Origin of the sequence: Pseudomonas sp. KnCO4, from assembly GCF_045344305.1 — a bacterium.
In the GTDB taxonomy this organism is placed as follows: domain Bacteria; phylum Pseudomonadota; class Gammaproteobacteria; order Pseudomonadales; family Pseudomonadaceae; genus Aquipseudomonas; species Aquipseudomonas anuradhapurensis.
The window spans coordinates 4,166,964-4,180,995 of record NZ_CP174199.1 but is presented as its reverse complement, the minus strand read 5'-3'; the positions used below and the strand labels follow the sequence as shown (position 1 = coordinate 4,180,995).

Below are 14,032 nucleotides of genomic sequence, written 5' to 3'. Positions count from 1 at the left end.
GCAGATCTATCCGCCCCCGCACGCAGCCAACCTATCCCCCGCCTGATGGGAAAAGTCTCATGAGTTTGATTGTAAGCGCCAGTTCCTCTGGCGCCCGCGGCTTGTTGCTGCGAACGCTGAGCCCGGTGGCCATTATTGCCATCGCTCAGCTTTTTGGAACCTCCCTGTGGTTCAGCGCCAATGGGGCCGCCGAGTCATTAATGGCCTCATGGCACGCGACGGCCGCCGACATCGGTTGGCTAACCAGCGCAGTTCAGCTGGGCTTCATCATCGGTACTTTGACTCTTTCACTAAGCGGCGCGGCCGATCGCTTTCGTGCGAGCACGCTGTTCGTGATTAGCGCGATTTCTGGAGCTTTGCTCAACCTAGCATTCGCTTGGCTCGCCGATGATCTGCTGATTGGTGCAGTGTTTCGCTTCGGGGTGGGCATCACACTGGCAGGGATCTATCCGATGGGCATGAAGCTAATCGTCGGCTGGGCCCCAGAGCGCACCGGACTCGCATTGGCGCAACTCGTAGCGATGCTCACCCTCGGCACCGCGCTACCCCATGCGTTGCGCTACGCCGGCGCTGACTGGTCCTGGCAATCAGTTATTACGGCATCGTCCGTACTGGCCACCGGAGGCGCTGCTCTGGTTGGGCTGCTAGGAGAGGGGCCGCATGCACGTAAAGGGATGCAGTCGGCACTTCCTTTGCTCAAGCGCGCTGGAGCGATACTAGGCGCATTTCGCATTACCAAGTTTCGTGCAGCGACCTTGGGTTATTTTGGTCATATGTGGGAACTCTACACATTCTGGACGTTGGTTCCCTTGATCATCAGCCGCATCGGGCTAGATACGGTATATCCCAATCTCGGCGTGTCGGGTTTATCTTTTTCCATCATGGCGTTAGGGGCGCTAGGGTCTTTGCTTGGGGGGCTGCTTTCGCATCGCGTGGGGAGTGCAACCGTCGCCCTGTCGGCGCTCTCTATTTCTGGCCTATGTGGCCTGATCTTCGTTGCTTTTGAGTCATCTTTGCCCGTTTGGGGGCAGTTAATTCTGCTCGGGGTCTGGGGCGCGGCAGTGGTCGCGGATTCTCCTCAATTCTCGGCGTTAGCAGCCAAGGCATGCCCTCAGGAGTCGGTGGGCAGTGCACTGGCAATTCAGAACAGCATTGGTTTTGCCATCACCGTCGTATCGATTGCGGCTACAACCTGGTTGTTCAAAAGTGCAGGGATCAATGCCTTGTGGCTGCTGCTGCCGGGCCCAGTATTAGGCCTTTTCGGATTCGCCCTTGCTAACCGGGCTCGTTGATGGCTGTAGCGATTTTACAGTTCACTGAAAATGGAGCCTCAGATGGCAACCCCGGCTTACCTGAATGCGTTACGTGCATTTGAAGCGGCTGCTCGGCATGGCAGCTTCACTGCTGCGGCGGTTGAACTGAATGTTACGCCTGCGGCAGTGGGGCAACAGGTTCGCAATCTAGAGGCCTGGTTGGGAACGCCCTTATTCGTCCGAGTAGGTCGGGGAGCGGCGCAGCTTGAGCTGACGCCCAACGCAGAGAGTGCTCTACCGGATATTCGCGGAGCATTTGAGCGTCTCGCTGTCGGCCTTTCACGTTTGAAAGAAAGCGGGTTGCGTAAGAGGCTGAACATCACGGTCAGTCCCGCTTTCGCCGCCAAATGGCTGTTACCTCGACTCGAGCGCTTTCAACAAGCCTGCCCGGCTTTAGATGTCCGCGTTGATACCAACGCCCGCTCAGTGGATTTCACTGCAGAGCGGGTCGACATTGGGGTGCGCTATGGAAATGGACACTGGACCGGCTTGACTGCCATAAAGCTGCTCAGTGAAACCTTGTTCCCTGTCTGTGCGCCGAGTTATCCGGGATTACAGAAAGGGACTCTCAGTGCCCATGCAATAGCGAACGGCACGTTGATCCATGATCTCTCCATGATTATCGATCCCAACTTCCCTGACTGGCGATCTTGGCTTGATGCCGCGGGATTGAGGAGTGTCAATGCGCGGCACGGGTTGGGCATCAATAATTCCGCTGCGGTGCTTCAGGCAGCCATTGAGTGCCAGGGCATCGCACTGGCGCGGAGCGTGATGGTGCAAGACGATCTCCAGACTGGGCGATTGATTCGACCAGTACTCGAGATGGGGGGCGATCTGCCCCTGGCCCAAGCTTATTACATCGTATACAGGCCCGAGTCCGCTGATGCTTCTCATATTCAAGCATTTCGCAATTGGCTACTCAAAGAGGCAGGATTTGGCGCGGTGGGAATTGATCCTCAGCGGTACAGCTGAAGGCCTCGATCCACAGCATCAATCGCGCCGGCCACGTATCCAGGGAATTGAGGTGACCATTCACTGCCGATACCCACGAGACATTGTTCCCATGGCCCACATGACACGGAAGCAGGAGGGGCAATTGCATGCTCTCCGGCGCCGACAAGATCTGCTGCAACTGCCGTCTGTACATCCATTGCCCAATCTTTGAAGAACTCGGCTTTGGGCACAGCCGCTTGCTGACCGAACATGTGTGTCAGTTGTGCTCGGCACAGCGCTCGGAGCTCGTTTTCGTGGACCGTACGACGGAAAGCGGCTGGCACGCCGACGAAGCCGAAAAGAGCGGCGCTTCCTTGTGGTATCGAGGCGTCATGAATCTCCACTAACGGTCCGACGGAGCTTCGAGCCGATCCTGACAAACCTTGTTCTCGCCAAAATGGTATTTCGTAAATGGCGAAGTATTTGGCATGCGGGGCCATCCACGTGGCAGTTTTTTTCCAGCTCTGGGAAAGCGTTGCCGGCAAGGCGGGCGTAAATTCGATGGAAGCCTGGACCAGCCGTGGGGGCATGGCAAGCAAGACGTGATCCACACTCCAGTTGGTAACAGTTCCCGTAGTGGCCTGAGAGGTGATTTCAACGGCTCTTTCCGAACGCTGTATGTGGGTGACGAGCTGGCCAGTGTGGATTCGATTAGGGTCAAGGTGCGCTTGCAGCGCTGAAACCACGGCGGCCATTCCGCCGCCTATGCGCATGGATGGAGGTGAGCTGCGATACCCGTTCATGCGACTGACGGGCAGCTCGCGTGACCGCTCGACGATCATGTCGCCAGTCTCGTACTGTGGGTAACGTTTCAGTCCTAGCTCGTGAATTACCTCACTCAGGCGAGGCTGATAGCCGGGCCAAAACCAGGAAGGCCCCAGGTCAAAAGCATCTGCAGCGGCATACACCTCGCTTTTCAAGGATGGAGACTGCCCGGGGAAAACGGTATGAATTCTTCCGCCTAAGGTTTCTCTAGCCTCTAGAACCACGTAATCCCAGATACCGCGTTTCTGAAGGGAGTAGGCCGCGTACAAACCGCTCAAGCCGCCGCCAATGATTGCAAACTTCGCCTTGTGCATCACACAGTTACTCCGGGGGAGTCGTTCAAGTGTCCGGTTTTGAGATATACCGTTGCGCCTTCACGCCCGGCTGTGAATCCGGGATTGAGACCTTGGGGCAAGCGCATCCAGCTGCCAGACTTCAATGACTGTTCGCTGCTCTCCACGCAGCCGGCGATTACTAGAAACTCAGCGCTCACGCCTTGTGGAAATTGGATGGCTTCACCAGGTAACAGAGCCTCTAGGCATACCTGTTCCGAGTCGTTCTCGAACAGTCGGCAGGTGCGCCGTCCCTCCAGGTATTGCCAGTTGGATAAGTCTCGAGTGTCGATGCGTACCGAGTCCTTCTCGTCCGGCTTCATCTGCCAGAGTTTTACGAAAATCGTTGCGCCTTCCAAACTTGAGGGTTGATGACTCGAACCGGGTGGGTTTCGGAGGTAGTAACCGGCTGGAAAATTTTCATCCCCCTCCGAAAACGTTCCTGACAGCACAAGAATTTCCTCGCCCCCGGGGTGAGGGTGCTCCGGGAAAAACGATTGAGGGGCGTAGCGTACGATGCTCGTTGCGCGGGCTTTTTCACCGCCACGTCGATCCAGCATGACGCGCTCTACCCCTGCTTGCGGGGAGGCTACCCATTGATAATTTTCAACAGCAACAAGAGCTGGTTGGGAGAAGTCCGCGTTTACGAGCATGTTTGTTTCCGAAAATGGTTACGGGGCCACGAAGGCCCCATAAGATTCAAACTTCAGGCAGTTGGGCATGGGCCTCAAGGACCCGGGCCGAGTACACCAGTGCTGCCCCAGCGTTGAGGGCGATAGCAACACCGAGAGCTTCAGTGATTTCCTCTTTGGAAGCACCCAGCTCCACCGCTTTTTTGGTATGAACGGTGATGCAGCCGTCGCAGCGGGTCGTGACTGCTACTGCTAGGGCAATCAGTTCATGGATCTTAGGCTGCAGATGGCCCGTTTTGGCGGCTGCACCGTCGATCGTACTCAGGCCTCGGACGATGTCCGGACTCTGTTTGGCCAAGTCACCTACGCGCTCGAGCAGGTCGGTGCGGTAGCCATTCCAATCCTTCATCATTGGGAATTACCTCAAAATGAGGTCGAGTGCCTGTGGCGCTCGACCTTCATTGGTCAAGCAGTTTGATAGATACGTACGTCGGGAGCAGCTTCGAGCAACGGTTTCAGGTTCGCTACAACATCGGCGGTGAAAAGATCGCTTTGCAGATACGCGGCAGCATGCTGGGCATTATCAAAGCCGTGCATTACCTGCACATCCTCGTCGCGGACCAGGAGCTCCTTGGATTTGGCGCCTGGAATGGTGTTGAGGAATGACGCTTTGTACTTCTCGTAAACACCTGCTGCAGTGCCACGATTAGCCGGGGCGATCTGAAGGGTGATTTGCAGATATACCATTTGCGTTTCTCCTGAAAAGTTGGGTGACATAACCAACGGGGTCGGTCTGACTGCAATGACGTACGTACTGTGTTTTAGTTGCGGCCAGCCATCACGCCGCCGTCGACATCCCAAATCGCGCCGGTCACCCAGCTGGATTTGTTGGACAGCAGGAAGGCGACGACTTCAGCTACATCCTCAGGGGTACCGACGCGGCCGATCGGGTGGAAGCTGTTGAAACCTTGAAGGGCGCTGTGCACTTCTGCCTTAGGAATGAAGCCTTCGTAGATCGGGGTTTGCACGACCGCTGGCGATACGGCGTTGACGCGGATGTTCTTCGGCGCCAGTTCCATCGCCAAATGCTGAGTCAGGGAGTGCAGACCTGCTTTGGCCATGGAGTAGGCCGAAGATGGGGTGGCAGCAATGGCTTGCTTCGCCCACATAGAACCGATGTTGACGATCGAGCCAGCGCGCTCGTTAGCGACCATGTTCGCGGCGACCTTCTGAGTGATGAAGAAGAAGGCGCGATTCAGCTTCATGTATTGGTCGTAGTCGGCGCCCTGGTGCTCAAGGAACGGTTTGGGGAAGAAAACACCTGCGGCATTCACGAGCAGGTCGATGTCCGCGTGTTCTTTACCGATCGTTTCGATCAGCTTGGCGACTCCTTCCTCATTGGTCAGGTCTGCAGTCAGCGCGGTCACCTGGCCAAGCGCGGACAGATTCTTACGCGCTTCTTCGGTTTTCTCAGGGCGGTTGCCTACGATGACGGCACTGCCGCCACCGGCGAGTACCATACGGGCTGCTTCCAGCCCCATGCCACTGGTGCCACCAACAACCAACAGTTTTTTACCCTTGAATTCATTGCTCATGTCGAACCTCTTTGCACCTTATGATTGGCAAGGTGATGATGGAAAGCTGAACCAGAGCGCTATGCTTTTGCCGGAGGGAGACCCGGTGAACTGGCTAGCGTCTGAATACGGTAGGGTCTTGGCGGGGTGAGAGAGCTGTGCTGGTTCGGAGTGATAGGAAAACTTTTTCAATCTGACCAGGCTCTAACGAAAGAAGCTTCACACCGGGCTGTTTCTACCTTGGCGTCGATTATTCGCGGCATCAGGTGCAGCGACAAACGATATAAAATGTCAGCCATGGAAAGAAAAAGTTTATCGATATGAAGATACCTATACACCTCAATGCCTTGCGTGCTTTCGAGGCAAGTGCTCGCCATCAGAGCTTTTCCGCTGCCGCTGCAGAACTGAATGTCACGCCAGCAGCAGTCGGCCAACTGGTCCGTTCTCTGGAAGACACGCTCGGCAGGCCTCTCTTTCACAGAGCGACCAGTGGTCGGGTCCGGCTGATTGCGACAGAGGCGGCAGAGCACGCTTTGCCGGATATAAGAGCCGGCTTTGATCGGCTTAGCTTGGGTTTGGAAAGATTGAAAGAAGGCACCACGAGTGGGGTGCTCACGGTGACCGTCAGCCCCGCTTTTGCGGCCAAGTGGCTGCTGCCTCGCATCGAGAGCTTTCATGCCGCTTGGCCCGATATGGACGTACGCTTAGACACCAATCTGCGTGTGGTTGATTTCGTCGCTCAGCGGATCGACATCGGCGTGCGTTACGGGGCAGGCCACTGGCAGGGTTTGATGGCCGAGAAATTGATGGAGGAGGAGGTCTATCCGGTCTGTTCTCCTAGCTTGTTAGCAGATCAGAACAGGCTGAAGTCACCAGAGGATCTGGCTCGGGAAACGTTGATTCATGATCAGTCGATGGATGACCGTTCTGACTTCCCGACCTGGACTGCCTGGGTGGAGAAGGCTGGAGTGAGCTGCATCGCGACTGCACGTGGTTTGCAAATCAACAACTCCGCCGCGGTCTTGCAAGCAGCCATTGACGGCCAGGGTGTTGCCTTGGCTCGTAGTGTGATGGCTCACGATGATGTCGCTGCGGGCAGACTCATCAGGCTCTTCCCTGAGATCAAGTTCCAGTCAGCCTTGGCCTACTACGTGGTGTACCGGGAAGAATGTGGAACTCTCCCAAAACTGAAAGCGTTTCGTGACTGGCTCTTCGAAACCGCTGCAAAGCGATGAGGTCTGCTCCGCGCGCGAGGGCAAGGCTGCTCCGAGACTCCTTCGTGCGATCTCGAGGTTCGTTGACTGACTTGGCAGCGATTGGAGTACCGAACGTTTTCACGTAGGGTGGAATCGGGTCAGTAGTACTACGTAGATGCACCCGCGTAGTACTGCGAATTTCCTTATTGGCTTGCGGCGGGGAAAGTGTTGGCGTCCCGAAATGGGCACGAACAACAACAAAAGCCGCCGTCGCCTCTGTCGCCACGGCAGGAGAAAATTCAAATGACCCAATTGGCTACCCGAATTGCCTGGTTCGCCGTTGCCCTGCTTGGCGCATTTGCGCTGGGCACCCTTGCCTTACGTCGTGGAGAGTCCATCAACGCGCTATGGATCGTGACTGCTTCCGTCGCGATCTACTTAGTTGCATACCGCTATTACAGCCTGTTCATTGCTAACAAGGTGATGCAGTTGGACCCAGCGCGAGCGACGCCTGCGGTCGTGAACAACGATGGCTTGGACTATGTTCCAACGAACAAGCACATCCTGTTTGGCCACCATTTCGCTGCCATTGCCGGTGCTGGGCCGCTGGTGGGACCGGTCTTGGCGGCACAGATGGGCTATCTACCGGGAACTCTTTGGCTGATTGCCGGCGTGGTTTTGGCCGGCGCAGTACAGGATTTCATGGTCCTGTTTATATCCACGCGCCGCAATGGCCGCTCTCTGGGTGAACTCGTGCGTGAGGAAATGGGTTCTATTCCTGGCACCATCGCCTTGTTCGGTGCTTTCCTGATCATGATCATCATCCTTGCGGTGCTCTCGCTGATCGTCGTGAAAGCGCTGGCCGAGAGCCCTTGGGGCATGTTCACGGTCATGGCGACGCTACCCATTGCGGTCTTCATGGGTGTCTACATGCGTTATCTGCGGCCCGGGCGGATTGGCGAAATTTCTGTGATCGGGGTAGTGCTGCTACTCGGTTCGATCTGGTTGGGCGGTGTCGTTGCAGCTGATCCGGTATGGGCGCCTGCTTTCACCTTTACCGGTTTGCAGATCACCTGGATGTTGATCGGCTATGGCTTCGTGGCCGCAGTTTTACCTGTTTGGCTCATTCTCGCCCCCCGTGATTACCTTTCTACTTTCTTGAAGGTTGGAACTATCGTGGCGCTGGCGGTTGGCATTCTGTTCATCGCTCCAGAGCTGAAAATGCCTGCCGTCACTCAGTTCATCAATGGATCTGGACCAGTCTGGAAGGGAGCTCTCTTCCCATTCCTGTTCATCACTATTGCCTGCGGTGCGGTCTCTGGCTTCCATGCACTGATCAGCTCAGGCACTACACCGAAGCTGCTTGCCAGCGAGGGGCATGCGCGATACATCGGGTATGGTGCAATGCTCATGGAGTCCTTCGTCGCGATCATGGCGATCGTCGCCGCTTCGGTGATTGAGCCAGGTGTTTATTTCGCGATGAACAGTCCGGCCGCAGTGGTCGGAGCGGATGTTTCAAGTGTGGCCGCCACGGTCAGCAGTTGGGGCTTCGCCATCACCCCGGAAGTACTGCAACAGACAGCCCACGATATTGGCGAACACACCATCCTTGCGCGTGCGGGCGGCGCCCCCACCCTGGCAGTAGGGATCGCCCAAATTCTGCACCAGGCATTGCCTGGCGAGAACACCATGGCTTTCTGGTACCACTTTGCAATTCTGTTTGAAGCGTTGTTCATTCTGACTGCTGTCGATGCGGGTACCCGTGCGGGGCGCTTCATGCTGCAGGATCTTCTGGGTAACTTCGTCCCGGCACTGAAGAAGACAGACTCTTGGACTGCCAACCTCATCGCTACTGCAGGGTGCGTAGCAATGTGGGGTTGGCTGCTGTACCAAGGGGTCATTGATCCGTTGGGCGGTATCAACACCCTGTGGCCACTGTTTGGCATCTCCAATCAGATGCTGGCTGGTATCGCACTGATGTTGGGTTGCGTCGTGCTGATCCGCATGAAGCGTCAACGATATGTCTGGGTAACCTTGATTCCAGCTGTATGGCTGCTGATCTGCACCACTTTCGCGGGCCTGATCAAGCTCGTCGACAAAGACCCGGCAATGGGTTTCCTTGCTCTTGCGAAGAAATACAGTGATGCCGCCGCTGCAGGTCAGGTGCTCGCACCAGCGAAGGATTTGGCACAAATGCAGCACGTGGTGTTCAACGCGTACACCAACGCTGCTTTGACTGCACTGTTCCTGTTCGTGGTACTGAGTATCTTGTGTTTTGCTGTTCAGGTTGGGCGCCGTGCTTGGATGAATGAAGAGCGCAGCGACAGCGAAACGCCATTCCAGCCGCTGCCTAGCGTCGTCGGAGCTCAGGCTGATGTTCAATGATCTGAGCAAGATGGGTAAGTATCTGGGACAGGCCGCGCGAATGCTGGTGGGTATGCCTGACTACGATGCCTACGTCGAGCACATGCAACTCAAACATCCAGGTAAGCCGGTGATGTCTTACGAAAATTTTTTCCGTGAGCGTCAGGAGGCCCGCTACGGCGGGGGAAGCGGACGTCCAATACGTTGCTGCTGATGATTTACTTGCAGGAGGAGCGCCACGATGATCGTGGCGCTTTTTCTTTCAAGCAGGGGCAGGCGACTGTCAATTTCAACGCGCTGTCCTAGCGCGTGACGGAGTGGTCATGCAACTCAAACACAAGATCGTCACCCTCAGTGTTCTGCCACTGATCATCTCGGTGTTCTTCATCTGCGTGCTGGTCTTCGCCCAAAGTCGCAAGCTGGAGGAGGATCAGGCACGACTGGTGGAAAGCAGCATCATGGCGGCCAAAAAAATGGAGTTGCAGAATTACCTTGGACTGGCGATGAGCCTGATTGAGCCGCTGTACGATGCTCCCCACGGTAGCGAAGAGGTAAAGCAGCGTGCACTCCAGATCCTCTCCCGAGCCAATTTCGGAGTCGATGGCTACTTCTTCGTTTATGACCAGAACGGCAAAAACCTCATGCACCCAAGACAGGCTGATTTGGTGGGTAAAGAGCTTATCGGTATGACAGATAAGAATGGCTTACCGGTCATCCAGGCGCTGCTGAAGAGTGCCCGGGGAGGCGATGGTTACCAGCTCTATGATTGGCAGAAACCTTCCACTGGCAAGGTTACGGGCAAGCTCGCCTACGTCATGATGTTGGACAAGTGGGGGTGGATGCTGGGGACCGGGATCTACATTGACGATGTAGAACTCGCGACCTTGAAATCAAGACAAGAGGTTGCATCCGGCGTACTCACCACGGTGCTGGCGATCGCGTCCTTTTCGCTGATAGCGGTCCTGGTGATTTTCGCGGGTGGACTCATGCTCAACGTAAGCGAACATCGGTTGGCCGACCGAAAGCTGTCTTCGCTCAATCAACGGATCGTAGGTCTCCAGGAGGATGAGCGCTCACGAGTGTCTCGAGAGCTGCACGACGGCATCAGTCAGGAGCTAGTCTCGATCAAATTTCAATTCGAGCTCGCGGGGATGGAATTAGCGAGTGGTCGGCCTGGAGGTTTGGACAATCTGCGCAAGGGGACGGCCAGGCTGGGAGCGGCGATTGGTGAAATTCGCCGAATTTCTCATGATCTGCGGCCGTCACTGTTAGACACCCTGGGCCTGTCCCCGGCAATTGAGCAGCACATGCGGGATTTCGAGCATAGGACCGCAATACGTACGCAGTTCGACTGTGGGCTGGATGCCGCTGGGGTCAATGCCGATCTGTCGCTTACATTCTTCCGTATCATTCAAGAGGCGTTGGCGAACGTCGAGCGTCATGCGAAGGCGAGCGCCGTTATTGTTTCGCTATCAAGACACCAAACCATGATGACGTTGAGGGTAGAGGACAACGGTGTCGGTTTTGATGTCAGTGTTGTCGATGAAAGCCACGGTATCGGGCTGAGAAACATTCGTGAACGTGTTGATCATCACCACGGCACATTCTCCATTGTCTCATCCTATGGACGGACGGAGTTGCAGGTACAGATACCACTCCCTGTTGTTTAAATACCGCTGCAGCGCGCATCTGAGGAGCTCATGAGCATTTCCCATCCCATTAAAATCGCACTGGTGGATGACCATGTGCTGGTTCGCGACGGCGTTAAGGCGCTACTCGGGGCGATTCCATACTTCGAAGTAGTGGGCCAGGCCGAATCAGGACAGGAGGCAATCCAACTGGTCAGCTCATGTGCGCTGGACATCCTGCTGGTAGACGTAGGTCTCCAAGACATGAATGGGCTAGAGCTGACGCGACAGCTGCGCAGCCTACACCCCGACATCAAGATTTTGATTCTGAGTATGTACGACAATCAGGAGTATGTTCGCTCCTCCATCACCGCAGGAGCGCTGGGTTACGTGCTGAAAAACGCTCCTTCCACTGAACTGGTGGCCGCCATTGAAGCCATTTCGGCTGGCGGGACGTTTTACAGCCCGGAGATTGCTCGCAAACTGGTGAGCAACCACCGGGATGAGAACGACCTGACACCCCGCGAGCTCCAGGTACTTTCGATGATTGCTAAGGGCTACAACAGCAAGGAGGCAGCGCGCGAGCTCGCGATCAGTGTTCGCACGGTTGAAACGTACCGTTTGAGTATCCGGCGCAAGCTCAATATCGATTCGCCTGCTGCCCTCGTGAAATATGCCTTGGAGCACGGTCTAGTCGCTCTGTAGGGAAAGCTCAAACCCGAGCGGGTGTGAAAGCATAGCTATACCGGGAGTAAAGAATAACTAGATTGTTTGATGGCGAGCGATCAATGAGCATTTCCAATTCACTGAAAAGTGTCTATTGGAGGCACCATGAATGAAGTCAGGGTTACACCGTGGCAGGATGGCGAGCCAGTGCCTGCCGAGCTGCTTTCTGCAATCAGAGCACGTCGTCCCAAGGGCGAACTGATCGGAATTGACAGGGTACTGCTCAAGAGCTTTCCGCTGGCAACAGGATGGAACGAACTACTGGGGCGAGTACGGGCAGAGTTCACATTGCCGTTGGTGCTTCGTGAGATGATCATGCTGCGTGTTGCAGTCTTGAATCAGGCAGAGTTTGAGTGGCATGTCCATTATCCGGCGTACATCCAGGCGGGAGGCACTCCTGCTAAAGCTCAAAAACTGCTTGATAGTGAGATTGCTGACGTTTTCGATGAAAAGGAAGCGGCGTTGCTCCGTCTGACTGATCAGTCAACGCGTAGGGTTGCAGTGGATGAGGTAGTGATTGAGGAGGTGAAGCAGGCTTTTGGCGAACAGCAAACGGTTGAAGCGGTAGCTACTGTGGCCGCTTACAACATGGTTTCCCGTTTCCTTGTGGCGCTTAATATTTGAGTCAGCCGCCTGCTGCAACCATGCCGAGAGACTGAATCTTGGTTTTAAGGTCCAACGAATAGGGCCGACTGTGAGGTCGGCCCTAAGTGTTATGCAACAGCTGTTTGACTGCTAGACGTACTGGCTCTCTATGGATCTAAATTTTAGTTCTCAAAGAGTTTGAATAGTGGTGAGATGAACAGAATCACACCCATGAATGTCACGTAGCTGACACTCAAGCTCTTGTATTTGTTAAGTGCCGGGACACGATACACCAAGTAGCATGGAATCAGGCACGAAACCAGTGCGAATGTGCCCACTGTCCACTGCAGGAAGGCCATGGTGTTGATGTTGGACATTACCCAGCACCACAGCACGCTTACTGCGATGATCTTTACCATCCACGGCACCAAGGCATTGAATGCGTCAGTACGTTTCATGTAGCGATCCGCGATATTGATGATAATCCCCGATAGGGCATCGTTGAAGCCAAGATAGATGCCGAAGAAAGACGTCATGATCGCGGAAATACTCAGCATCACCGAAAGGAATGGAAGAATATGCCCGGGGATGACTTGAGCTACCAACGCGAGTGCGGAAGTATTTTGCGAAATACCTGACCTGGCCTGCTCCTGAGTGATGGAGAACATGAAGGAAAAAGCAAAGAACAGAATGGCTACGAGCAAAATCAGATAAGCAACACGACTAGCACGCAGTGCGCGGTAGGTTGCAACACTCGGGTCGGCCTCGATTTTTCTGTACGCCACGTTCATCGGGTTCAGTACTTGAATGAACACAATGGAGAACAAGGCGAACGGGAGCGACACAATAACGTCACGCACCAGACTGAAAGCGCCTCCATCCACGGAGAAATTCACATTGCTGATATCCCAACGAGGGATCATCAATGCACCGATGGCCACGATCACCAGCAGTTTGAAGACAATGAATGGCGCAGACACCTTGAAAAGCAGGCGCTCGCCACGAGAAGCAATCAATACGAGCGCAGTCAGTAACGCCAAGGGATACCACCAGGAGTCCGACAGCATGCTGGATGTGACGCCAAAATGATGCAAATAGGTAGCTGTGTCGTGGGTGATGGTTGCCGAGTAGCCCAACATTCCCTTGAGCGTGGTAAAGAAGTAGAAACAGCTGAGGAAGGCGCCCCAGTTCTTGCCTAGGTACTGACTAATGATGCCAGCATAGTCACAGCAGTTTTCAGATTTTGAAAGCGAAGCGATATAGAGCTTGGTGAGGTAATAGACTGCAGGGTAAGCGATCAGAAGCGATATTGCTGATGCCCAGAACCCTTTCACTCCCATTTGTAGGGGCATGAAAACAATGCCTGAGCCGATCGCCATCCCGATGCACATCACAACCCAGCCGGCATCATATAGCGTGAAAGGGATTTTATTTGTTTCTACGGACGTAGAGATCTTGGGTAGCGCTTGAGTGCCTATCATTGTGTACTCCGCTAATTTCGCCAGCTTTTGTTTTTGTTAGGAGCTGCAAAGGTTGCCCTTAAGATTGTTTATTTAATTACCTCAGGCAGGCGCTTATTGCCCGTGAATCGGGCTGTCAGCAGGTGTGGATAAGCGATTCAGAAGCCCGGCGATAAATATTGATCAAGGCGGGGTGTCCGTCGCGGTACATCTGAATTGATGTAGTTCAATAATTAAAGCGTGTTTCACATCGGCTGGCTTACGACGAAAGGCCATTATGTGTAGAGCACCTGACATTTTTCTAATGATTGTCAGTAGGCTTCCAGCTCTAAAATCGAGGGGATGAGATGCAAGTGATGAGGGTGTGAAAACCTCTGCTGTAATCATCATTGGCAGACCTCCATCGAAAGAATGGTCTTGAAATAGCCAACCAGGCAGCAGTGCGGTGGGATAAATATCGTCCT

14 protein-coding genes are annotated in these 14,032 nt (G+C 54.8%); 8 read left to right on the top strand and 6 right to left on the bottom strand.

What is annotated here, in order from left to right:
* The first annotated feature begins 59 nt into the window (after window positions 1-59).
* Window positions 60-1,292 (top strand): MFS transporter, encoded by a 1,233-nt coding sequence (locus ACJA3S_RS19430; protein WP_406819657.1) that lies wholly within the window; start codon window positions 60-62, stop codon window positions 1,290-1,292.
* A gap of 42 nt (window positions 1,293-1,334) precedes the next feature.
* Window positions 1,335-2,285, top strand: a complete 951-nt coding sequence (gene gcvA, locus ACJA3S_RS19425) for a transcriptional regulator GcvA (RefSeq protein WP_406819656.1) — start codon at window positions 1,335-1,337, stop codon at window positions 2,283-2,285.
* Here the strand turns inward: gcvA (ACJA3S_RS19425) and ACJA3S_RS19420 are convergent.
* The 5 genes from ACJA3S_RS19420 to ACJA3S_RS19400 all read right to left on the bottom strand — a co-directional run bounded on the left by ACJA3S_RS19420 (window position 2,270) and on the right by ACJA3S_RS19400 (window position 5,630).
* A complete protein-coding gene (locus tag ACJA3S_RS19420; protein ID WP_406819655.1) occupies window positions 2,270-3,385 on the bottom strand; it encodes a flavin monoamine oxidase family protein in 1,116 nt (371 codons plus the stop codon). The two genes, gcvA (ACJA3S_RS19425) and ACJA3S_RS19420, sit on opposite strands and share 16 nt — an antisense overlap.
* Window positions 3,385-4,056 (bottom strand): cupin domain-containing protein, encoded by a 672-nt coding sequence (locus tag ACJA3S_RS19415; protein ID WP_406819654.1) that lies wholly within the window; start codon window positions 4,054-4,056, stop codon window positions 3,385-3,387. The genes ACJA3S_RS19420 and ACJA3S_RS19415 overlap by 1 nt, the downstream gene beginning before the upstream one ends.
* A gap of 46 nt (window positions 4,057-4,102) precedes the next feature.
* Window positions 4,103-4,444 carry a carboxymuconolactone decarboxylase family protein gene (locus ACJA3S_RS19410; protein ID WP_406822277.1) on the bottom strand — a complete coding sequence of 114 codons (342 nt, stop codon included), beginning with the start codon at window positions 4,442-4,444 and terminating at the stop codon, window positions 4,103-4,105.
* Between the two features lie 56 nt (window positions 4,445-4,500).
* Window positions 4,501-4,782 (bottom strand): hypothetical protein, encoded by a 282-nt coding sequence (locus tag ACJA3S_RS19405; RefSeq protein ID WP_406819653.1) that lies wholly within the window; start codon window positions 4,780-4,782, stop codon window positions 4,501-4,503.
* Window positions 4,783-4,856: 74 nt separating this feature from the next.
* Complete coding sequence (locus ACJA3S_RS19400) at window positions 4,857-5,630, bottom strand: SDR family NAD(P)-dependent oxidoreductase (protein ID WP_406819652.1); 774 nt, start codon at window positions 5,628-5,630, stop codon at window positions 4,857-4,859.
* Between the two features lie 299 nt (window positions 5,631-5,929).
* Here ACJA3S_RS19400 and gcvA (ACJA3S_RS19395) point away from each other — a divergent pair, with 299 nt between their 5' ends.
* The 6 genes from gcvA (ACJA3S_RS19395) to ACJA3S_RS19370 all read left to right on the top strand — a co-directional run bounded on the left by gcvA (ACJA3S_RS19395) (window position 5,930) and on the right by ACJA3S_RS19370 (window position 12,147).
* Window positions 5,930-6,844, top strand: coding sequence for a transcriptional regulator GcvA (gene gcvA, locus ACJA3S_RS19395; RefSeq protein WP_406819651.1), 915 nt, complete (start codon window positions 5,930-5,932; stop codon window positions 6,842-6,844).
* 264 nt (window positions 6,845-7,108) lie between these two features.
* Window positions 7,109-9,190 (top strand): carbon starvation CstA family protein, encoded by a 2,082-nt coding sequence (locus ACJA3S_RS19390; protein ID WP_406819650.1) that lies wholly within the window; start codon window positions 7,109-7,111, stop codon window positions 9,188-9,190.
* Window positions 9,180-9,383, top strand: a complete 204-nt coding sequence (locus tag ACJA3S_RS19385) for a YbdD/YjiX family protein (protein WP_406819649.1) — start codon at window positions 9,180-9,182, stop codon at window positions 9,381-9,383. The genes ACJA3S_RS19390 and ACJA3S_RS19385 overlap by 11 nt, the downstream gene beginning before the upstream one ends.
* Window positions 9,384-9,492: 109 nt before the next feature.
* Complete coding sequence (locus tag ACJA3S_RS19380; RefSeq protein ID WP_406819648.1) at window positions 9,493-10,839, top strand: cache domain-containing protein; 1,347 nt, start codon at window positions 9,493-9,495, stop codon at window positions 10,837-10,839.
* Between the two features lie 30 nt (window positions 10,840-10,869).
* A complete protein-coding gene (locus ACJA3S_RS19375; protein ID WP_406819647.1) occupies window positions 10,870-11,502 on the top strand; it encodes a response regulator in 633 nt (210 codons plus the stop codon).
* Between the two features lie 126 nt (window positions 11,503-11,628).
* Window positions 11,629-12,147, top strand: coding sequence for a carboxymuconolactone decarboxylase family protein (locus tag ACJA3S_RS19370; RefSeq protein WP_406819646.1), 519 nt, complete (start codon window positions 11,629-11,631; stop codon window positions 12,145-12,147).
* 143 nt (window positions 12,148-12,290) lie between these two features.
* Here the strand turns inward: ACJA3S_RS19370 and ACJA3S_RS19365 are convergent, their stop codons facing one another.
* Entirely contained in the window at window positions 12,291-13,589 is a 1,299-nt protein-coding gene (locus ACJA3S_RS19365) for an aromatic amino acid transport family protein (RefSeq protein ID WP_406819645.1), read from the bottom strand.
* Window positions 13,590-14,032: the final 443 nt, after the last annotated feature.